General features: G+C 37.0%; 21 protein-coding genes. 20 read left to right on the top strand and 1 reads right to left on the bottom strand.

From position 1 onward, the window contains the following. Positions 1–39 precede the first annotated feature (39 nt). From BR50_RS11690 to BR50_RS11595, 20 genes are all read left to right on the top strand, one after another. Positions 40–975, top strand: a complete 936-nt coding sequence (locus BR50_RS11690; RefSeq protein ID WP_034546361.1) for an IS30 family transposase — start codon at positions 40–42, stop codon at positions 973–975. A gap of 288 nt (positions 976–1,263) precedes the next feature. Next, complete coding sequence (gene fabT / locus BR50_RS11685) at positions 1,264–1,713, top strand: fatty acid biosynthesis transcriptional regulator FabT (protein WP_034548764.1); 450 nt, start codon at positions 1,264–1,266, stop codon at positions 1,711–1,713. Between the two features lie 17 nt (positions 1,714–1,730). Then, positions 1,731–2,705: a beta-ketoacyl-ACP synthase III gene (locus tag BR50_RS11680; protein WP_034548763.1), complete on the top strand. Its 975-nt coding sequence runs from the start codon at positions 1,731–1,733 to the stop codon at positions 2,703–2,705. 75 nt (positions 2,706–2,780) lie between these two features. Next, positions 2,781–3,011 (top strand): acyl carrier protein, encoded by a 231-nt coding sequence (locus BR50_RS11675; RefSeq protein WP_034548762.1) that lies wholly within the window; start codon positions 2,781–2,783, stop codon positions 3,009–3,011. A gap of 26 nt (positions 3,012–3,037) precedes the next feature. Continuing rightward, positions 3,038–3,997, top strand: coding sequence for an enoyl-[acyl-carrier-protein] reductase FabK (fabK, locus tag BR50_RS11670; RefSeq protein ID WP_034548761.1), 960 nt, complete (start codon positions 3,038–3,040; stop codon positions 3,995–3,997). A gap of 155 nt (positions 3,998–4,152) precedes the next feature. After that, complete coding sequence (gene fabD, locus BR50_RS11665) at positions 4,153–5,097, top strand: ACP S-malonyltransferase (protein ID WP_034548760.1); 945 nt, start codon at positions 4,153–4,155, stop codon at positions 5,095–5,097. Between the two features lie 21 nt (positions 5,098–5,118). Then, positions 5,119–5,856: a 3-oxoacyl-[acyl-carrier-protein] reductase gene (fabG, locus tag BR50_RS11660; RefSeq protein WP_034548759.1), complete on the top strand. Its 738-nt coding sequence runs from the start codon at positions 5,119–5,121 to the stop codon at positions 5,854–5,856. Between the two features lie 18 nt (positions 5,857–5,874). Continuing rightward, entirely contained in the window at positions 5,875–7,113 is a 1,239-nt protein-coding gene (fabF, locus tag BR50_RS11655; protein WP_034548758.1) for a beta-ketoacyl-ACP synthase II, read from the top strand. 2 nt (positions 7,114–7,115) lie between these two features. Then, on the top strand, positions 7,116–7,604 hold the full coding sequence (gene accB, locus BR50_RS11650) for an acetyl-CoA carboxylase biotin carboxyl carrier protein (RefSeq protein WP_034548757.1): 489 nt from the start codon (positions 7,116–7,118) through the stop codon (positions 7,602–7,604). 13 nt (positions 7,605–7,617) lie between these two features. Next, positions 7,618–8,049 carry a 3-hydroxyacyl-ACP dehydratase FabZ gene (gene fabZ / locus BR50_RS11645; protein ID WP_034548756.1) on the top strand — a complete coding sequence of 144 codons (432 nt, stop codon included), beginning with the start codon at positions 7,618–7,620 and terminating at the stop codon, positions 8,047–8,049. A 4-nt stretch (positions 8,050–8,053) separates the two neighbouring features. Continuing rightward, positions 8,054–9,421, top strand: a complete 1,368-nt coding sequence (locus BR50_RS11640; protein ID WP_034548755.1) for an acetyl-CoA carboxylase biotin carboxylase subunit — start codon at positions 8,054–8,056, stop codon at positions 9,419–9,421. A gap of 61 nt (positions 9,422–9,482) precedes the next feature. After that, positions 9,483–10,331, top strand: a complete 849-nt coding sequence (gene accD / locus BR50_RS11635) for an acetyl-CoA carboxylase, carboxyltransferase subunit beta (protein ID WP_034548754.1) — start codon at positions 9,483–9,485, stop codon at positions 10,329–10,331. 51 nt (positions 10,332–10,382) lie between these two features. Beyond that, positions 10,383–11,153, top strand: a complete 771-nt coding sequence (locus BR50_RS11630; RefSeq protein ID WP_034549199.1) for an acetyl-CoA carboxylase carboxyl transferase subunit alpha — start codon at positions 10,383–10,385, stop codon at positions 11,151–11,153. Between the two features lie 268 nt (positions 11,154–11,421). After that, on the top strand, positions 11,422–12,381 hold the full coding sequence (locus BR50_RS11625) for a tetratricopeptide repeat protein (protein WP_034548753.1): 960 nt from the start codon (positions 11,422–11,424) through the stop codon (positions 12,379–12,381). Positions 12,382–12,543: 162 nt separating this feature from the next. Next, positions 12,544–13,824, top strand: a complete 1,281-nt coding sequence (tig, locus tag BR50_RS11620; RefSeq protein ID WP_034548752.1) for a trigger factor — start codon at positions 12,544–12,546, stop codon at positions 13,822–13,824. A gap of 225 nt (positions 13,825–14,049) precedes the next feature. After that, the gene (gene clpX, locus BR50_RS11615; RefSeq protein ID WP_034548751.1) at positions 14,050–15,297 is read left to right on the top strand and encodes an ATP-dependent protease ATP-binding subunit ClpX; all 1,248 of its coding nucleotides are present in this window, start codon (positions 14,050–14,052) and stop codon (positions 15,295–15,297) included. A gap of 188 nt (positions 15,298–15,485) precedes the next feature. Beyond that, positions 15,486–16,073 carry a ribosome biogenesis GTP-binding protein YihA/YsxC gene (gene yihA / locus BR50_RS11610; protein ID WP_034548750.1) on the top strand — a complete coding sequence of 196 codons (588 nt, stop codon included), beginning with the start codon at positions 15,486–15,488 and terminating at the stop codon, positions 16,071–16,073. A 119-nt stretch (positions 16,074–16,192) separates the two neighbouring features. Further along, positions 16,193–17,608 (top strand): glutamyl-tRNA reductase, encoded by a 1,416-nt coding sequence (hemA, locus tag BR50_RS11605; protein ID WP_081884503.1) that lies wholly within the window; start codon positions 16,193–16,195, stop codon positions 17,606–17,608. Between the two features lie 28 nt (positions 17,609–17,636). Beyond that, positions 17,637–18,881, top strand: coding sequence for a glutamate-1-semialdehyde 2,1-aminomutase (gene hemL / locus BR50_RS11600; RefSeq protein WP_051905844.1), 1,245 nt, complete (start codon positions 17,637–17,639; stop codon positions 18,879–18,881). A 24-nt stretch (positions 18,882–18,905) separates the two neighbouring features. Further along, positions 18,906–19,223 carry a nucleoside triphosphate pyrophosphohydrolase family protein gene (locus tag BR50_RS11595; RefSeq protein WP_034548747.1) on the top strand — a complete coding sequence of 106 codons (318 nt, stop codon included), beginning with the start codon at positions 18,906–18,908 and terminating at the stop codon, positions 19,221–19,223. 29 nt (positions 19,224–19,252) lie between these two features. Here the strand turns inward: BR50_RS11595 and BR50_RS12875 are convergent, their stop codons facing one another. Further along, positions 19,253–19,423 carry an SPJ_0845 family protein gene (locus BR50_RS12875; protein ID WP_170206182.1) on the bottom strand — a complete coding sequence of 57 codons (171 nt, stop codon included), beginning with the start codon at positions 19,421–19,423 and terminating at the stop codon, positions 19,253–19,255. Positions 19,424–19,534 lie beyond the last annotated feature (111 nt).

The raw sequence follows: 19,534 nt of genomic DNA, 5'->3' as shown, positions 1-19,534 counted from the left end.
ATGAAGTTACCACACTACCATTCGATTGGAGGAGTTGTCATGAGCTACACTCATTTTACCATAACCGAACGTTCCAAAATAGAAGTCTATCTTGAACTTAAGATGTCCATTCGTACAATTGCGAAAAAGCTAAATCGCTCTCCCTCGTCCGTTTCTAGAGAATGCCAACGAAACCCAAACTACCAAGCGGAAAAAGCTCAAACATCTTATAATCAAAGGAAAGCTGCCTGCGGGGCTCATTCTAAACTAACAGCCTCGCTAAAAATAGTTATCCAAGAAAAGTTGGATCAAACGTGGTCTCCAGAACAAATTAGTGGCCGTTTACTTCAAGGATCCTTGACCTTCAAAACCATTTACCGCTGGATTTATGCCGGTTTGCTTGACGTGCCTTTGACGGTCTTGCGTCAGAAAGGGAAGCGTCAAAAACCAAAGGAAACAAGAGGTCGATTTGTTGTCGGCACACCGATTTCCAAACGGCCAAAAGAAATCAGAAAACGCACGACTTTTGGTCATTGGGAGTTGGATACTGTTGTCTCAGGTCGTGGTCAAGCGAAGGGCTGTGTTGCCACCTTTGTAGAACGTCAAACCCGTTGGTATAAAGCCATTCTTATACCGGATCGTTCCGCAAAGTCAATGGAGCGAGCCATTCGAACTCTTCATGCTCTTTATCCACGAGAAGCCTTTCAAAGCTTTACAACGGATAGAGGAAAAGAATTTGCCTGTTATACCGTGATTGAATCAGAGTTGAACATTCCAATGTACTTCGCTGATGCGTACGCTGCTTGGCAGAGAGGAAGTAATGAAAATAGTAATGGCCTTTTCAGGGAGTTTTTCCCAAAACGAACGAATTTTGATACCATTCTCACAGAGGAAGTTGAAGAAGCTCTTTCCTTGATTAATAATCGGCCCAGAAAATGCCTGGACTGGAAAACACCATACGAAGCGTTTATGGAAAAGGTGTTGCACTTAATTTGACAAACCGTCATACATTAATAAATAATTGTTAAAAAAAATTCGAAAAACAATCTTTTTTTCTTGGCTTGAAAATATAAAAAATTGCTTTTTGCGATAAAATACTTTGATAATCAAATTATTTTTTAGTGCTGTATCTATTGGTAAAAAAGCATTTTAAATTAAATTTAAAAAATAACTTATATTTATTCTTGACACTTTAGATAAAAAATAATATAGTTTGATGGTCAAACAATTTGATGTTCAAAGTAATTGACCAATTTGATAATTCGAAAGAACGGAGGAGTTGATGTGGACGAATTAATTCCTGAAATTAATTCTTACTTAGTAACGATTTTTAATGAAGTCCTGACAATTGAAGAAGGTGCTCTTCAAAACAGCACGTTTAAGGATATTTCAATAAAAGAAATGCACACAATTGAAGCTATTGGGATGTATGGTGTTCATACAACTACAGAAGTTTCAAAGAAACTGGCAATCACAGTCGGAACCTTAACGGTCTCCGTTAATAACCTAGTAAAAAAAGGATATGTTGAACGCATCCGAAACGATAATGATCGACGAGTGGTCAAGTTGGGCTTAACAAAAAAAGGTCGATTATTGTATCGTCTTCATAATAAATTTCATCGAGATATGGTGAAAGAAACGATTGAAGGCTTAAATAAAGAAGAAGCAGAAATGTTGATTAAAAGCTTAGAAAATCTTCATGTTTTCTTACACCGTATAAAAAATAATTTATAAGAACAGGGATGAAATCAATGAAGGCAAAAATCATGGGTGCCGGAAGTTACATTCCGAAAAAAAAAGTTTCAAACGCTATGCTAGAAGAAATAATGGATACCAACGATGAATGGATCAGAACTCGTACAGGTATAGAAAACCGTCACATCAGTGATGGCGAAGACACCTCGATTCTTTGCGGCAAAGCAGCATTGGATATTCTTGAGAAAACAGGCATTTCTGCTAAAGAAATTGATTTTATTATTGTTGCGACAATGACCCCTGATGGATCAAGTCCTTCAACAGCTTGTTTAGTTCAAGATTATATCGGAGCGAAACCCGTAATGGCTTTTGATGTAAATGCAGCATGTTCTGGTTTTATTTATGCATTATCAATTGCTGAAAAACTGATCCAAAGTGGTGCTTATCAATACGGCTTAGTTCTTGGTGGAGAAGTCATGTCGAAAATGATTGATTGGCAAGACCGCAGCACAGCCGTTTTGTTCGGTGATGGAGCGGGCGGAGTTCTGCTAGGAGCAACAGAAACAGAGGGCAGCTTTTTAGGAGAAGATATCCATTCTGACGGCAGCCGCGGAGAAGCTCTTACAGCAGGCAGACGTGTCGTTTCTAACTTCCAATTGGAGCAAGCTAAAAAAAATGATTTTCTTCAAATGGATGGAAGAGCAATATTTGATTTTGCAATACGCAGTGTGCCTGAAAGCATTAGAACAGTTATTGAAGCATCGAATAGCAGTACTGAAGATATTGATTGTATCATTGCTCATCAAGCGAACTACCGCATTCTGAAAGCAATTGCTAAGAAGCTGAAAATACCAGCTGAAAAATTTGCAACGAATATCGCCGAATACGGAAATACTTCTGCGGCTAGTATTCCAATTTTGTTAGATGAACTTTTGACAAATGGGGAATTAGTTTTAGGCAGTGAGAAAAAAGTTATTTTGACTGGATTTGGTGGAGGACTCACCTGGGGTTCCATCCTTATTCAACTTTAAAGAGGTTACAACGGCCTGCTTAGGCTTAAAAAAATAAGCAAATAAAAAAACAACTATAAATGGAGGAAATATAAAATGACATTCGAAAAAATTCAAGCAATCATCGTGGACCAATTAGACAAAGAGGTAGAAGAAGTACAATTAGAAACAAATTTCCGTGAAGATTTAGAAGCAGATAGCTTAGACTTATTCCAAATCATCAATGATATCGAAGATGAATTTGATATCAAGATCGAATCTGAAGAAGGTTTAATAACTGTTCAAAATATCGTTACTTTTGTCGAAGTTGAATTAGCAAAAAAATAAACATTTAAAAGAAAGCAGGTACCTGTATGCAGTCCGAATTAATTGAAAAACTTGGAATCAAATACCCAATTATACAAGGCGCAATGTCTTGGGTCGCTAATCCTAGTTTAGTGAGTGCCGTTTCAAATGCTGGCGGTCTAGGAATACTGGCTTGCGGATATGCTTCAGGTGAAATTGTGCGAGAACTGATTAAAGAAACGAAAAAATTAACAGATAAACCTTTCGGTATCAACGTTCTATTAACATCACCAAACGTAGATGATATTGTAAAAGTTATCTGTGAAGAAAAAGTAAGAGTAGTAACTACTGGTGCTGGAAGCCCAGGGAAATACATGAATCAATTTAAAAGTGTTGGTACAGTCGTTATTCCAGTTGTTGCTTCAGTAGCATTAGCTAGAAGAATGGAAAATGAGGGTGCAGATGCAATTATTTGTGAAGGTATGGAAGCTGGCGGACATATCGGTAAAACGACAACGATGAACTTAGTGCCGCAAGTGGTGGATGCTGTTTCAGTACCCGTCATTGCAGCAGGCGGTATCGCTGATGGACGTGGTGTTGCAGCTGCCTTTATGTTAGGCGCTTCAGCTGTTCAATTAGGTACGCGTTTTGTTGTTGCTCACGAAAGTACAGTACATCAAAATTTTAAAGATGCTATTTTGAAAGCAAAAGACATCGATACTGTGGTTACCGGTCAAATTACTGGTCATCCAGTACGTGTACTTCGTAATAAACTAACACGTAAGTACTTAAAAGTCGAAAAAGATATTACTAGTGATGAAAAACCAGATTTTAATCGTTTAGAAGAACTTGGCAAAGGTGCTTTAAGACGGGCAGTTGTTGACGGAGATAAAGAAACTGGATCATTTATGTCTGGACAAAGTGCTGGTTTAGTTTTTAAAGAACAAAGTTGTCATGAGATCATCCAAGAATTAATGCATCAATATCAAGAAGTAATTAAAGAACAAGCCAACCTTATTTCAAAATAAGGTGAACTTAAATGAAAAAAACTAGAAAGCTAAAAGGAGTTCTTTTTGCTTCAAATAGTTTTCTAGTTTTTTTCGATTATTTCTCTTATTGATATGTATAAAAGGGATGATTTTTTTTATAGCCAAATTACCGTTATAAAGGAGACGAGATCCACATGAAAATTGCCTTTGTATATAGTGGACAAGGAGCTCAATACTTTGGTATGGGTCAAGAATTGTATGAAAAGTATCCTGTAGTCCGAGAAGTTTTTGATCAAGCAAGTGCCTTTTTAGATTTAGACATGGCAAAATTGTGCTTTGAAGAAAATGACTTTCTGCATCAAACGACCTATACTCAGCCCGCTATTCTAACGACTAGTCTAGCAATCGATGCATTACTAAAAGAAAAAGGCATTGAACCGGATGTTGTAGCTGGTTTAAGTTTAGGCGAGTATAGTGCTTTCGTTAAAGCAAATGTGCTTTCATTTAAAGACGCGGTCAGATTGGTAAAAAAAAGAGGCCAATATATGACAGATGCTGTTCCCTTAGGTGAAGGTGCTATGAGTGCAGTCATGGGACTTGATCGCCAAACGGTCGAAGATACATGTGCTGAAGCAAGTGAAATCGGAGTCGTCTCTCCAGCTAATTACAACATGCCTGGACAGATCGCCATTGGCGGTATCAAAGAAGCTGTTGAAAAAGCCGGTGAACTATTGCTTGAACGAGGCGCAAAACGTGTTGTGCCTTTGCAAGTGAGCGGTCCCTTCCATACACAACTGCTAGAACCTGCTTCGATCCAATTAAAAGAAGCTATTACATCTGTTTCAATGAATGAACCAACTCTTTCTATCGTCAGTAATACGCTTGCTGAAGTTTTTCAAGACAAAGAGCAGATCAAAGAAATGATGGTCAAACAAGTGATGTCTCCTGTGTATTGGGAAGATAGTGTGAAAACCATGATTGATCTAGGAGTAGATACATTTATTGAAGTTGGACCTGGAAAGACATTAAGCAGTTTCATCAAAAAAATTGATAAAACAGTGACCATATTAAATGTCGAAAATGAAAAGACCTTAGCAAAAACATTAGATAAACTGGCTGAACTAAATGCATTGGCCTAATACATTAAAAGGGATGAGTACATGACTTTAAAAAATCAAACAGTTATTGTTACAGGCAGTTCAAGAGGCATAGGAAAAGCAGTTGCTGTAGAATTTGCTAAAGCTGGTGCAAATATTGTCTTAAATGGAAGAAAACCAATTTCTGAAGAACTCATCTCTGAAATAGAAAGTTACGGTGTAAAGACGCACACTATTTTAGGGGACGTCAGTGATTTTGATTTTGCCAAACAATTGATCGATGAAACAAAAACATTTTTTGGAAGTGTCGATATTTTAGTTAATAATGCCGGTGTTACACATGATATGCTTTTAATGCGGATGTCGGAAAAAGATTTTGACCAAACGATCTCGATCAATTTAAAAGGAACGTTCAATACGATTCGTCATGCATCAAAAGTTATGCTCAAACAAAAAAGCGGGACGATCATCAATATGGCTAGTGTAGTCGGACTTGTTGGAAATGTTGGACAAGCAAACTATGCTGCAAGTAAAGCCGGTGTTGTAGGATTGACGAAATCTGCAGCTCGAGAATTAGCTGCTAGAGGTATCACCGTGAATGCTATCGCTCCTGGTTTTATTGATACAGAAATGACAGATGTATTATCTGACAAGATGAAAGAACAAGCTGTTAGTCAAATTCCATTGAAACACTTAGGTAATGTAGAAGATGTTGCGCGAGTAGCTATTTTTCTAAGCGAGAATAAATACATTACTGGACAAGTTATCAATGTAGATGGCGGAATGGTTATGAATGGTTAATAAGGAGGAAGAACAACTATGAATCGTGTAGTAATTACTGGAATGGGTGCTGTTACACCTTTAGGAAATACGGTAGATGAATTTTGGGATGGACTAAAAGCTGGAAAAAACGGCATTGCCCCTATTACAAAATTTGATGCATCTGAAACAGGTATTACGGTTGCAGGTGAGTTGAAAGATTTCGATGCAACAAAATATATGCAACGTAAAATTTCAAAAAGAATGGACGAATTTTCTAGATATGGAGTCGCTGCAGCTGTTCAAGCATTTGAAGAAAGCGGCATTGATCGCGAAAAAACAGACATGAATCGTTTTGGTGTTATTGTTGGTTCAGGTATTGGTGGATTGAATGCTATGCAAGAACAAATCACCAAGATGAATGCAAAAGGACCTCAACGTGTAGCGCCTTTCTTTGTTCCTATGGCGATCGGTAATATGGCCGCTGGCAATATTTCAATTGCAATCGGTACTAAAGGAATCAATACCTCTATCGTGACAGCTTGTGCTTCTGGTAATAATTCTATCGGTGAAGCTTACCGCAACATCAAACACGGCTATTCAGATGTTATTTTAGCTGGTGGAGCAGAAGGAACGATCAATGAGATCGGTATTTCTGGATTTGCTGCCTTAACAGCTCTATCAACAAGTACTGATCCAGATCGCGCTTCGATCCCTTTTGATAAAGAACGGGATGGTTTTGTAATGGGCGAAGGTGCTGGCGTATTGATGCTGGAACGGTTAGACCATGCGTTAGAACGCGGTGCAACCATTTATGCTGAGATCGTAGGGTATGGTTCAACTGGAGACGGGTACCATATGACTACTCCAACACCAGACGGAAGCGGAGCTGGACGTGCGATGCAAGATGCAATGGCTGAAGCCGGTATTACACCAGCAGACGTTGGTTACATCAATGCACACGGAACGAGTACAGGAGCTAACGATTCAGCCGAAACTATGGCGATCAAATACGCTTTTGGTGAAGAAGCAAAAAATGTTGCTATTTCAAGTACAAAGAGTATGACCGGTCATTTACTAGGTGCTGCTGGAGCTATTGAGGCTATAGCGTGTATAAAAGCTCTTCAAGAAAGCTTTTTACCACCGACCATCGGATTCCAAGTACCCGATGAAGCTTGCGATTTAGATTACATTCCTAACATTGGACGCAAAACAGCTATTCAATACACATTAAACAATTCTTTAGGCTTTGGCGGACACAACGCTGTAACTTGCTTTAAGAAATGGGAGGGGCAGTAAGCATGGATTTTGATCAAATTAAGGAAATTCTTGAATTAGTTGATAAATCAGAATTAACTGAATTTGATTTGCAAATGGATAATGTAACGTTACGCATGAGTAAAAATACAATTGCTCATCCATTAAACAATCAAACAGTTCTTACTGATCAAGAAACTCGGTTTAATGAACCAGTACGTAAAGAAAATATTCAACACACCTCTCCCGCCTTTGAGGAAATGCCCATTTCAGAACCCCTTGCTGAAATAGTTGCCGAGGGAGCAATGATTCATTCTCCGATCGTAGGTATCGTTTATACGGCACCTTCACCAGATCAGCCTGCCTTTAAAAAAGTTGGCGATAAGGTGACGATAGGAGAGACCCTTTGCATTATTGAAGCAATGAAGTTGATGAATGAAATCAAAAGTGAAGTAGATGGAACAATTACTGAAATACTAATAGAAGATGAACAAGTTGTTGAATTCAATCAACCATTGTTCAGAATTGCCTAGGAGGAAAATACTAATGACAAAAATGAATATTAAAGAAATCCAAGATTTGATCCCGAATCGTTACCCAATCTACTTTATTGACCGTGTTGACGAAATGATACCTGGTGAACATGTTTTAGCTCTTAAAAATGTGACTATCAATGAAGAAATATTCCAAGGTCATTTCCCTGGAGAACCTGTATTGCCAGGAGTTTACATTTTAGAATCACTTGCTCAAGCAGGATCGATCCCATTGTTGACGTTAGACCGATTCAAGGGTCAAACAGCTTACTTAGGTGGAATGAACAAAGTTAAATTCCGTAAAAAAGTTGTTCCTGGTGACCAACTGATGTTGCAAGTCGACATTATCAAATTGAAAGATTACGCTGGTATCGGAAAAGCTGTAGCGTACGTAGATGGAAAAAAAGTTTGTGAAGCTGAATTAACGTTCATTATTGGAAGATAAGCCCATGTTTAAAAAAATATTGATCGCCAATCGAGGAGAAATCGCCGTTCGTATTATTCGTGCTTGCCGTGAGATGGGAATCCAAACAGTTGCTGTTTATTCTGAAGCCGACCGCGATGCCTTGCATATGCAGTTAGCAGACGAAGCCATTTGTATTGGCCCAGCCAAAGCGACTGATTCTTATTTGAATATGCAAAGTATTTTAAGTGCTGCTGTTGTGACAAACGCTCAAGCTATTCATCCAGGTTTTGGTTTTTTATCTGAAAACAGTACCTTTGCGACCATGTGTAAAGAGATGAACGTTACATTCATCGGACCAGATGCGGTCACTATTGATCAAATGGGAAATAAAGCAAACGCGCGGGCTCTTATGATTGAAGCAAACGTACCGGTTATTCCAGGAAGTGAAGGTTTCATTACCGATACTAATGAAGCTAAACAACTGGCAGATCGATTAGGTTATCCAGTAATGGTAAAAGCCGCAGCTGGTGGTGGCGGAAAAGGCATGCGAAAAGTCCTTAGAAGCGAAGAGTTAGTAACAGCCTTCAATAATGCCAAAAACGAAGCTAAAGCAGCTTTTGGCGATAATCAGATGTATATGGAAAAAATCATTGAACATGCACGCCACATTGAAGTACAATTGCTAGGTGACCATTATGGAAATGTGATCCATCTGGGTGAACGCGATTGTTCTTTGCAACGCAACAATCAAAAAGTGATCGAAGAGTCACCTTCTGTTGCTATCAATGAAGAACAACGAAAGAAGCTTGGAGAAACGGCTGTTCGTGCTGCAAAGTCGGTCGGTTATAAAAATGCTGGGACGATTGAATTTTTACTAGATCAAAACGGCGAGTTCTATTTTATGGAAATGAATACGCGGATCCAAGTTGAACACCCGGTAACGGAAATGGCTACTGAAATCGATATTGTAAAAGAACAATTATTGATTGCAAGTGGGGAAGAATTATCGATCAAACAAAGTGATGTCCGTTTGACCGGACACACGATCGAATGTCGCATCAATGCTGAAAATCCTGCTTTTAATTTTGCGCCTTCACCTGGTACGATACAGTACTTAATGATGCCTAGCGGAGGAAATGGATTAAGGGTCGACAGTGCCATGTTTGCTGGAGCCGATATCCCACCTTATTATGATGCCATGATTGCTAAAATCATTACAAAAGGTGCGGATCGTACTGAAGCAATTGCTAAAATGCAGCGCGCTTTAGGCGAAATGGTTATTGATGGTATTATCAGCAATCAATTTTTCCAAGAAGATTTATTAATGGATAAACGATTTGTCAATGGAGAATACGATACAAGCTTTTTACAAGATGTCTTTCTGAAAGAATGGGAACCTCGTGTTGAATAAACTTGTTTTGGATTAACAAGAACATCTCATTCAAAAAGCAGCAAATAAAAGAGGTGACAGTATGCAGTTATTTAAAAAAAGAGCGTATATACCAATTACTAAACATACACAACTGGATGAAGAAATTGATGCTCCAATGGTACCAGATGGTATGTTTGCACAATGTCCTAGTTGTAAAAAAGCTATTTATACAAAAGATTTAGGGACGCAGAAGATCTGTCCAGAATGCGGGTATACTTTTAGGATCCGGGCTCAAAAACGGATTCATTTAACGCTCGATGAAGGCAGTTTTGAAGAATGGAATCAAGATATTCCGTTCGAAAACCCACTGGATTTTCCGAATTATGATAAAAAAATCAAACAAGCTCAAATGAACACAGATCTTCATGAAGCTGTCTTGACCGGAAAAGGATTGATCGATGGATTGGAAACAGCTATTTGTGTGATGGATTCCCATTTCATAATGGGAAGTATGGGAAAAGTAGTTGGGGAAAAAATTACCAGGACATTTGAAAGAGCAACTAATGAAAAGTTGCCAATGATCATCTTTACGGCCTCTGGCGGAGCTAGGATGCAAGAGAGTATCTTATCGTTGATGCAAATGGCAAAAATCAGCGGATCTGTTGCACGCCATAGTGATGCTGGTCTTTTATATGTCACTGTATTAACTGATCCGACAACAGGTGGTGTAACGGCTAGTTTTGCTATGCAGGGAGATATTATTTTATCAGAACCTCAAGCATTAGTTGGTTTTGCGGGAAGACGTGTTATTGAACAAACTATGAACGAAGAACTGCCCGATGATTTTCAGCTTGCAGAGTCTGTTTTAGAAAATGGATTTATTGATAAAATCGTATTAAGAAAAGACTTAAAAGAAACCTTGAGTCAAATTTTACGGATCCATCAATAGATTTTTCTTGTACGTATTTTTATAAAGAAGGTGAACGAGTTGAAAGAAGCTATGGAAATCGTTGCTCTATCAAGAAAAACATCACGATTAACAGCTTTAGAAATAATGGAATCCGTCTTTAACGATTTTATTGAATTCCATGGCGATCGTTCTTTTCATGATGATAAAGCAATTGTCGGTGGAATAGCTACATTGAATGGACAACCAGTAACCGTCATAGGGAATCAAAAAGGGCATGAGATAAAAGAAAACATCTTGCGTAATTTTGGATCTCCTCATCCTGAAGGTTATCGAAAAGCGTTGCGTTTGATGAAACAAGCCGAAAAATTTAATCGACCTGTCATAACCTTTGTCAATACTTCTGGTGCTTACTGTGGAGTTGAAGCCGAAGAACGTGGGCAAGGAGAAGCTATTGCACGTAATCTGATTGAGATGAGTAAATTAAAAGTACCTATTCTTTCCATTATAATTGGTGAAGGTGGTAGCGGAGGAGCTTTAGCTTTAGCTATGGGAAATCAGGTATGGATGATGGAACATACGATGTATTCCGTTCTTTCCCCTGAAGGTTTTTCTTCTATACTATGGAAAAATGCATCAAGATCGAAAGAAGCAGCTGAATTGATGAAATTAACTGCTCAAGATTTATTAGGTCTTGATGTAATTGATTTTATACTGCCAGAAACCAATAAGGAAGAGTTGCTGTCTCACGAGCATATCCTTAAAGATATGCGCGAGCAAATCAGTTCAACTTTAAAAGAACTTTCTACAAAAACGCCGGAACAACTGGTTGAAGAACGTTACCAAAGGTTTAGAAAATATTGATTTTTATTCGATCATAAAAAGGACCAAAAAGCAGAAAGAATGCTTTTCGGTCCTTTTTATAGTTGAAAATAAATTTGTGGTTCCTTTAAGTCAGTTAACACATAGCGTTCCCCAAAAAAATTTAAGCAGCTGATCTAGAAAAACTAAAAGTTTTAGAGGATCCAGTTTCTATCACTTAATCAAACATTAGTATGCTAAAATGAAACTAAGTAAAAAAAAGAAGAGCAACAAGTACAATCAAATGACACAAATGCAGGAGAGTGACAATATGGGAGAAACGGTACCTTTTCCAAAAAATTATGCATGGTATAAAAAAGAAGCAATGGACTGTTTCTTAACAGGAAGAATGGAAGAAGCTATCCCATTCTTCGAGAGGGCATATAAATTGGAACAGGATGAATTGTTAAATACAAATTATACAACTGCATTATACCAAGTTGGAGACTACCAAAAAGCGAAAGAAATAGCAGACGATAAATGTTCTTTTTATGAAAAGGAAGAATCATTAGCTATTTTCTATACAGCCATTTTAATAAAGTGCCACCTATTTCTTCAAGCGGAACAGGCTCTGCTATTCCGCAAAAAAAAGTATCCTTCAAAAGACACTACGGAGGAAAATTGGATGGCCGTCCAAGAGATGTTAGAGGAAGAACGGACTAAAGTTGAGCTTGAAAAGCAGAAGAAAATTGAACATTTAATAAAAGAAGCTTATTCTTTGGGAAATAAATCTTTTGCGGAACAGTCCACCATTATGAAAGAATTAGAAAAGATTCCATTAGGCCCTTTTATCGAAGCTGCAGAACCGATATTGTCAAATCCTTTCGTCAATGGCATCATTAAAGCGACTGCCATTGAACGTCTAGCTATGGAACATGTAAAGGGCCATTTTGATATTTATTGGATAAAAGAAAAAAGAACGATCCAGCCCTCAGTATTAACATCAATTGAAAATAATGTGATTTTTCAAGAAGTGATGTCGTTGCTATCTGAACGTGTCGAACAAGATGACCCTTCACTGTACCAAGCTATGGTTCAAGAAGCTTCTCTTCATTTCTTCATACTTTATCCCTTCATTGAGGAAGTTATCACTTCTCCGCTAAAATGGGTCGAATTGTATCAAAAACGCTATGATAATTTTTACCTAGTAGCCAGTGGATCTCATTCTGATACTAAAAAGATGGAAGAATGGATGCATAGAGTCGATCAAGAATTAATAGATTTAGGTTGATTGATTTTCAAGTAGTCAGTTTAAAACGAGAACGATAAGTAGATCTGTTTTACCCTTAATTCGTTGTTTTTATTTACAAATTTCCGGCTTTAGTGTACTATTAATGAGTATGCAATTGCTTTTTTATTGCGAAAAATAGAGTGTTTCGGAGGGAAATATAATATGACTGTAAATTGGGAAAAAAAGGGCACTAATGATGGTGTCTTAACATTTGAAATTTCAGAAGAAAAAATTAAAGAAGGTTTAGATACTGCTTTTAACAAAGTAAAATCTACAATCAGCGTACCAGGATTCCGTAAAGGAAAAGTTCCTCGTACAATTTTCAACAAACAATATGGTGAAGAAGCTTTATATGAAGATGCATTGAATGCTGTATTACCAGAAGCATATGATGCTGCAGTAGTAGAAGCTGGCCTTGATCCAGTTTCACAACCAAAAATCGACGTTAAATCTATGGAAAAAGGCGAGCCTTGGGTTATTGAAGCTGAAGTTACTGTGAAACCTGAAGTTGAATTAGGTGAATACAAAGGCTTAACAGTTGAAAAACAAGATCGAGAAGTAACAGATGAAGATGTTGAAAAAAATATTGAAGAAAAACGTGCTGCACAAGCTGAATTAGTATTGAAAGAAGATGCTGCAGTTAATGGCGATACAGTCGTTATTGATTATGAAGGATTTAAAGACGGCGTTGTTTTTGAAGGCGGCAAAGGCGAAAATCATTCATTAGAATTAGGTTCAAACTCATTCATTCCAGGTTTTGAAGAAAAACTTGTTGGCGTTAAAGCTGGAGATGAATTAGATGTTGATTTAACTTTCCCTGAAGATTACCATGCTGAAGATTTAAAAGGTGCTGCTGTAACATTTAAAGTAAAAGTGCACGAAGTTAAAGCTAAAGAATTACCAAAGCTAGATGATGAATTTGCTAAAGATGTGGATGAAGAAGTTGAAACATTAGCAGAATTAAAAGAAAAAATTAAAACTGAATTAACAGAAGCTAAAACGACTGCTGCAGATGAAGCAATCGAAGAAGCAGCTATCCGTCAAGCAGTTGACAATGCAAAAATTGAAGATCTTCCATGGGCAATGGTCCATGACGAAGTTCACCGTCAAATGGATGTATTCTTAAATGATATGAAACGCCAAGGTGTTGAACCTGAAATGTACTACCAAATTACAGGTACTACAGAAAAAGATCTGCACAAACAAATGGAATCTGACGCTGACTTAAGAACTCGCACAAACTTAGTTCTAGAAGCTATTGTTGAAGCAGAAAAATTTGAAACTTCTGAAGAAGAAGTTAATGCAGAAATCAACAACTTAGGCGAACAATATGGTATGGATGAAAAAGCTGTCCGTGCTGCATTGACTCCAGAAATGTTGAAACATGACATCTCAATGAAAAAAGCTATCGATCTAATTACTGAAACAGCTAAAGAAAAATAATTGCTTATTCATTACTCATAAACAAAAATACTAAAAGGAAAGGACTTCAAAAAGGAATACCTTTTGGAGTTCTTTCCTTTTGATTGAAAGAGAAGCAGGTTAAATCATAGCATTAAGGAAATTATTATGCTATGCTATTTAAGATTTGAACGAATCTCATTGTATTATGGGTGACAAATCTGCTACTATTATAAGTGGGATGAATGAGAATAGAGGTGGACATGAATGTTTAATGATGAAGAAATAAAAGGTCCTGTGAGCTGCTCATTTTGTGGCAAATCACAAGATCAAGTTAAAAAAATTGTTGCTGGTCCAGGTGTATACATTTGTAATGAATGCATTGATTTGTGTAAAGAAATCATTGACGAAGAATTTGGTGATGCAGGATATGGGGAATTTTTAGAAGTGCCTAAACCTCATGAAATCAGAGCAATATTAAATGATTATGTTATCGGACAAGAACAAGCTAAAAAATCATTATCTGTAGCAGTCTATAACCATTATAAACGCGTAAATCAAATTGGTGGAGACGAAAAAGATGACATAGAATTACAAAAAAGTAATATTTGTTTGATTGGTCCAACGGGATCAGGAAAAACTTTCCTTGCTCAAAGTTTGGCTCGTATTTTAAATGTTCCATTTGCAATTGCAGATGCTACTAGTTTAACAGAAGCCGGTTATGTTGGTGAAGATGTTGAAAACATTCTTTTAAAACTAATGCAAGCAGCCGATTATGATGTAGAACGAGCTCAAAAAGGGATCATTTATATTGATGAAATCGATAAAATTGCGCGTAAAGGTGAAAATGTATCGATTACACGTGATGTAAGTGGAGAAGGTGTGCAACAAGCCTTGCTTAAAATTTTAGAAGGTACTGTTGCAAATGTTCCGCCACAAGGCGGCAGAAAACACCCTCATCAAGAGTTTATTCAATTAGACACAAGCAATATATTATTTATTGTAGGTGGTGCTTTTGACGGGATCGAAACGATCGTTAAAAATCGTATGGGAGAAAAAGTAATTGGTTTTGGTTCTGCTAAGAAAAAAATAGAAGAAGGCCAAAGCGTTATGCAACAAATTATCCCAGAAGATCTATTGAAATTTGGATTGATTCCAGAATTTATCGGACGTTTACCAGTAATGGCTGCGTTAGAAAAATTAACTGAAGATGATTTAGTCCATATTTTAACAAAACCTAAAAATGCTCTTGTCAAACAATACAAAAAATTATTAAGTTTGGATGAAGTTGAGCTAGAATTTGAAGATGATTCCTTAACAGAGATCGCTAAAAAAGCTATCGAGCGCAATACTGGTGCACGTGGTTTACGGTCTATTATTGAATCAATCATGTTAGAAATCATGTTTGACTTACCTAGTCGCCCAGAAATCGTTAAATGTGTGATCACAAAAGATACAGTTAGTGGTTCAGGTCTTCCTGATTTCTTTGACATTGAAGGCAAAAAGATCAACTGATTTTACTAATCAAAAAGAACCATAAACAGAGCTGAGACAAGTTATTTTGTCTCGGCTCTGTTTATTTGTTCATTAAATTGTGAGATTCTATGCACAAAGTCAAGATTGATTTAAATTTAAAATGTCATTGATTGCATTAATATGTTAAAATGATAAAAGAATTTATATTTAGAGATGGAGATTAGAAAATGAAAGTAAATAAAGCTGATATTGTCATCAGTGCGGTTTCGCCTGCCCAATATCCAAACACAGGGTTACCTGAAATAGCTTTAGCCGGACGTTCAAATGTTGGAAAATCGTCATTCATTAATACATTGATCAACCGAAAAGGGTTAGCTAGAACTTCAGGAAAACCAGGAAAAACTCAAACATTAAATTATTATATAATAGAAGATAGTTTTTATTTCGTAGATGTTCCAGGATACGGGTATGCTAAAGTATCTAAAACGGAACGTGCAAAATGGGGACAAATGCTTGAAACTTACTTTACTCAAAGAGAGCCTTTAAAAGCAGCTCTTTCGATAGTAGATCTAAGACACCCACCAACAGAAGATGATGTGCAAATGTATGAGTTTTTAAAGTACCATTCTATTCCAGTTATCGTAGTCGCTACAAAAGCAGATAAGATCCCCAGAGGGAAATGGAACAAACACATAAAAATCGTTAAAGATAAGTTGAATTTAAGAGAAGAAGACGATTTCGTTCTTTTTTCTTCTGAAACAGGAGAAGGAAAAGAGAAAGCATGGAGTCTAATCGAATCATACATTAAAAGCTGATTACTTCTCTAAGTAACGTAAACAAGTCAAAAACAATTGATAGGATAGCGCTAGAAAAGATAGAAGGTAGAATTCTATCTTCTCTAGCGTTATCCATTAGAATGATGAAAAATAAGAGGATGGTACTATTGAAAATCTTATTATACGGGGTCAGTCATAAAACGACGCCAATAGAAATTAGAGAAAACTATACAATTGAAGAGAAAAAATTGCCTGAACAACTTGCTGAAATCAAATCATTTTTAGGAGTTGAAGAGGCGGTGATTCTGTCAACGTGCAATCGGATAGAATACTATCTTTATATTGATCAAACTAAATTTATGCATGGAGAGATGTTGCGTTATCTTTCAGATCATACAGGGTATGAAATTTCTGAAGTTATATCAACAAGTTATGGGAAGTCTAATTATGAAGCTGCTGAACATCTTTTTAAGGTTGCTACAGGACTTGATTCGTTGATCATTGGCGAAACTCAAATTCTAAGCCAAGTAAAACAAGCTTTTGCTGTCGCTATCGAACAAAAGACATCTGGCCCCATTCTAAATTCTTTATTTAATAAAGCCATTTCTTTTTCTAAAAAAATGCATACTAAAACGAACTTAGATCAATTATCTTATAACCCTGGAACAGCTGCGGTCAAACTATATAAAGAAGAGTGGGAAAGTATTGTAGATAAACGATTTCTTTTGATCGGATCAGGAAAGATGGTTCGATTAACAGCAAAAACGCTATTCTATCAAGGGTCTACTCATATAACACTAACTGGTCGTAATGAACAGAAAGTTAATGATTTAGCACACGAACTAAATTTATGGGCACAAACAACACGTCATTCGGATGTGTTGAACCGTTATTTTTTCACAGCTGACTTTGACCATTTACCGATGTCTATAGCTGTTGCAGACGGTGTGATCGCTGCTACGAAAGCACCCTATCACTTAATAACAGAAAAGACAATTGAAGAGATGGCGGCTATTCGTTTAACGATGAAAAAGCAACTATTTATGGATTTTGCTGTTCCAAGAAATATTGAACCCAGCATCCAATATATTGAAGGGATCCAAGTTTTTGATATGGATCAAATTAGTTTTCGTTTAGAGGAAGTCGATTCCGATAAAGAAAAAATCGTTAGAAAAATTACAACGAATCTGAATGAAGAAGTAGCAGCCTTTAAACAATGGTACCAAGAAAGAAATGCTGTTCCTTATTTAGACGAACTAAATGAGCACATGCTAGAATTAAAAGAAAAGACGTTGACTAGTTTAGAGCGAAAATTGCCAGAATTAACGGCACATCAAATTCTTTTGATCAACAAGCATATGCACAGTATGATCAATCAAATGAAACGGAAACCAATCGAATCATTGAAAGAGTATGCCAGGAAAAATACATCAAAAGAATCAAAAAATGAGCTAGAATTATTCGCCAAAGCATTAGGGATCTCAGTCGGGTCAGAAGAGACAGAACAGCCCGCTGAAGTACTTGTGGCAGAAAGTCAGGGGATCAGCGTTGAGACGACAAACAAAACAATCTGAACAAGCTTTTGAAAAGGCGTTAAATTTAATGCCTGGGGGAGTAAACAGTCCGGTAAGAGCATTTAAATCAGTAGATGTGCCTCCTGTATTTATTCAAAAAGGTAAAGGAAGCCATGTTGTTGATATAGATGGAAATGACTACATTGATTATGTTCTAGGTTGGGGTCCATTGATCTTAGGTCATGCAAATGATCAAGTCATAAAGGAAATTCAACGTACAGCAAGTCTTGGAACAAGTTTTGGGATGCCAACTCTTTTAGAAAACCAATTAGCTGAATTGGTCATCCAACGCGTTCCCTCTGTAGAAATGGTTCGTTTTGTAAACTCTGGAACAGAAGCAACAATGAGCGCTTTACGTTTGGCAAGAGGTTTTACAAATCGAGATAAAATCGTTAAGTTAGAAGGAAGCTATCATGGTCATGATGATGCTTTATTGGTAAAAGTTGGCTCTGGTGTTGCGACACTAGGCTTACCCGATTCACCTGGGGTCCCAAAAAGTACAACATCAAATACACTGGTTGCCCCTTATAATGATCTAGAAGCGATCGAAGAGCTTTTTCAAACTTATCCCGGTGAGATTGCAGCTGTCATCATAGAGCCTGTAGCGGGCAATATGGGCGTTATACCACCATTGAAAGGTTTTTTAGAAGGCTTGCGGTCGTTAACCGAAAAAGACGGTGCTTTATTGATATTTGACGAAGTAATGTCTGGCTTTAGAGTAGGCTACCACAGTGCTCAAGGGTACTATAATGTGTTGCCGGATTTAACTTGTTTAGGAAAAGTTATTGGTGGAGGCGTTCCTGTAGGAGCTTATGGCGGAAGAAAAGATATCATGGAACATATTGCACCAGCGGGCAGCGTTTATCAAGCAGGTACGCTATCAGGCAATCCAATTGCGATGGCTGCAGGAATTGCTACACTTTCTCAATTAACTGAAGAAAATTATACTTACTTTGAGGATCTAGGAAATGTCTTAGAAAAAGGAATCCTTTCCTTAAGCGCTCTATATGATGTTCCTATTACGATCAACCGTGCAGGAAGTATGATTGGATTATTTTTTAATGAAGGTCCAGTAACTAATTATGCGCAAAGTAAAGCAAGTGATACACAATTTTTTGCTGACTATTATAAAGAAATGATCAATCATGGTGTATTGTTGCCTCCTTCTCAATTTGAAGGAATCTTTTTATCCACTACTCATACTATAGAAGACATTGAACAAACTTTGGATGCTATGGAGGCAAGTTTTAGAATATTGAAAAATGTAGAATAGAAAGACTAAAGGAGTTATTTCAAAATGGAATTTAATGAATATCAAAAATTAGCCAATCGTACTTTATATGGAAATGAACAAGTATTAACCAATTGCGCTTTAGGAGTAGCTAGTGAAGCTGGTGAATTAGTCGATTTAGTTAAAAAGTATACTTTTCATGGTCATGATCTAGATAAAAAAGAACTAACCAAAGAACTTGGGGACGTTTTATGGTACTTATCTCAAATTGCAGAATGGGCTGACATTCCTTTTGAAGAAGCAGCAGTACAAAATATTGAAAAATTGAGACAACGTTATCCGGATGGGTTTTCTGAAGAAAGAAGCCGTCATCGGGTCGAATAACCAAAAAAAGAAACATTGGATGATGATCATCATCCAATGTTTCTTTTTTTATCATTTTTTTCTAAAGAAATCGTTTTTTTATTTTCATCGAAAAGAGCGTCTTTTTCAGGTTGAGGAACAATGATCTCTTCCTCAGGGTCAATAGCGAATTTACTAAACAAATCATCTAAGCTTGTTTCTGATTTATGAATTAGTCCCATATGCTGCCTCCTTTTTCGTATAGTCTTATAGTAGCGCCAAATTTCAATTAAAACAATACTTTCCGTACAAAATTTACTTAAACCTAATATATACATAATAATATGCATATA

Origin of the sequence: Carnobacterium alterfunditum DSM 5972 (assembly GCF_000744115.1) — a bacterium.
GTDB lineage: Bacteria > Bacillota > Bacilli > Lactobacillales > Carnobacteriaceae > Carnobacterium_B > Carnobacterium_B alterfunditum.
The sequence above is the reverse complement of the archived record's forward strand: the minus strand, read 5'-3'. Positions and strand labels throughout refer to the sequence as shown.

What these genes read in the sequence shown, in the direction of transcription:
- fabG (WP_034548759.1), top strand. Translation starts at nt 5,119, where the DNA reads ATGACTTTAAAAAATCAAACAGTTATTGTTACAGGCAGTTCAAGAGGC.
- BR50_RS11680 (WP_034548763.1), top strand. Translation starts at nt 1,731, where the DNA reads ATGAAGGCAAAAATCATGGGTGCCGGAAGTTACATTCCGAAAAAAAAA.
- hemL (WP_051905844.1), top strand. Translation starts at nt 17,637, where the DNA reads ATGCCTGGGGGAGTAAACAGTCCGGTAAGAGCATTTAAATCAGTAGAT.
- BR50_RS11625 (WP_034548753.1), top strand. Translation starts at nt 11,422, where the DNA reads ATGGGAGAAACGGTACCTTTTCCAAAAAATTATGCATGGTATAAAAAA.
- fabZ (WP_034548756.1), top strand. Translation starts at nt 7,618, where the DNA reads ATGACAAAAATGAATATTAAAGAAATCCAAGATTTGATCCCGAATCGT.
- clpX (WP_034548751.1), top strand. Translation starts at nt 14,050, where the DNA reads ATGTTTAATGATGAAGAAATAAAAGGTCCTGTGAGCTGCTCATTTTGT.
- fabK (WP_034548761.1), top strand. Translation starts at nt 3,038, where the DNA reads ATGCAGTCCGAATTAATTGAAAAACTTGGAATCAAATACCCAATTATA.
- BR50_RS11630 (WP_034549199.1), top strand. Translation starts at nt 10,383, where the DNA reads ATGGAAATCGTTGCTCTATCAAGAAAAACATCACGATTAACAGCTTTA.
- yihA (WP_034548750.1), top strand. Translation starts at nt 15,486, where the DNA reads ATGAAAGTAAATAAAGCTGATATTGTCATCAGTGCGGTTTCGCCTGCC.
- BR50_RS11640 (WP_034548755.1), top strand. Translation starts at nt 8,054, where the DNA reads ATGTTTAAAAAAATATTGATCGCCAATCGAGGAGAAATCGCCGTTCGT.
- BR50_RS11595 (WP_034548747.1), top strand. Translation starts at nt 18,906, where the DNA reads ATGGAATTTAATGAATATCAAAAATTAGCCAATCGTACTTTATATGGA.
- BR50_RS11690 (WP_034546361.1), top strand. Translation starts at nt 40, where the DNA reads ATGAGCTACACTCATTTTACCATAACCGAACGTTCCAAAATAGAAGTC.
- hemA (WP_081884503.1), top strand. Translation starts at nt 16,193, where the DNA reads ATGGTACTATTGAAAATCTTATTATACGGGGTCAGTCATAAAACGACG.
- BR50_RS12875 (WP_170206182.1), bottom strand. Translation starts at nt 19,423, where the DNA reads ATGGGACTAATTCATAAATCAGAAACAAGCTTAGATGATTTGTTTAGT.
- accD (WP_034548754.1), top strand. Translation starts at nt 9,483, where the DNA reads ATGCAGTTATTTAAAAAAAGAGCGTATATACCAATTACTAAACATACA.
- accB (WP_034548757.1), top strand. Translation starts at nt 7,116, where the DNA reads ATGGATTTTGATCAAATTAAGGAAATTCTTGAATTAGTTGATAAATCA.
- BR50_RS11675 (WP_034548762.1), top strand. Translation starts at nt 2,781, where the DNA reads ATGACATTCGAAAAAATTCAAGCAATCATCGTGGACCAATTAGACAAA.
- fabF (WP_034548758.1), top strand. Translation starts at nt 5,875, where the DNA reads ATGAATCGTGTAGTAATTACTGGAATGGGTGCTGTTACACCTTTAGGA.
- tig (WP_034548752.1), top strand. Translation starts at nt 12,544, where the DNA reads ATGACTGTAAATTGGGAAAAAAAGGGCACTAATGATGGTGTCTTAACA.
- fabD (WP_034548760.1), top strand. Translation starts at nt 4,153, where the DNA reads ATGAAAATTGCCTTTGTATATAGTGGACAAGGAGCTCAATACTTTGGT.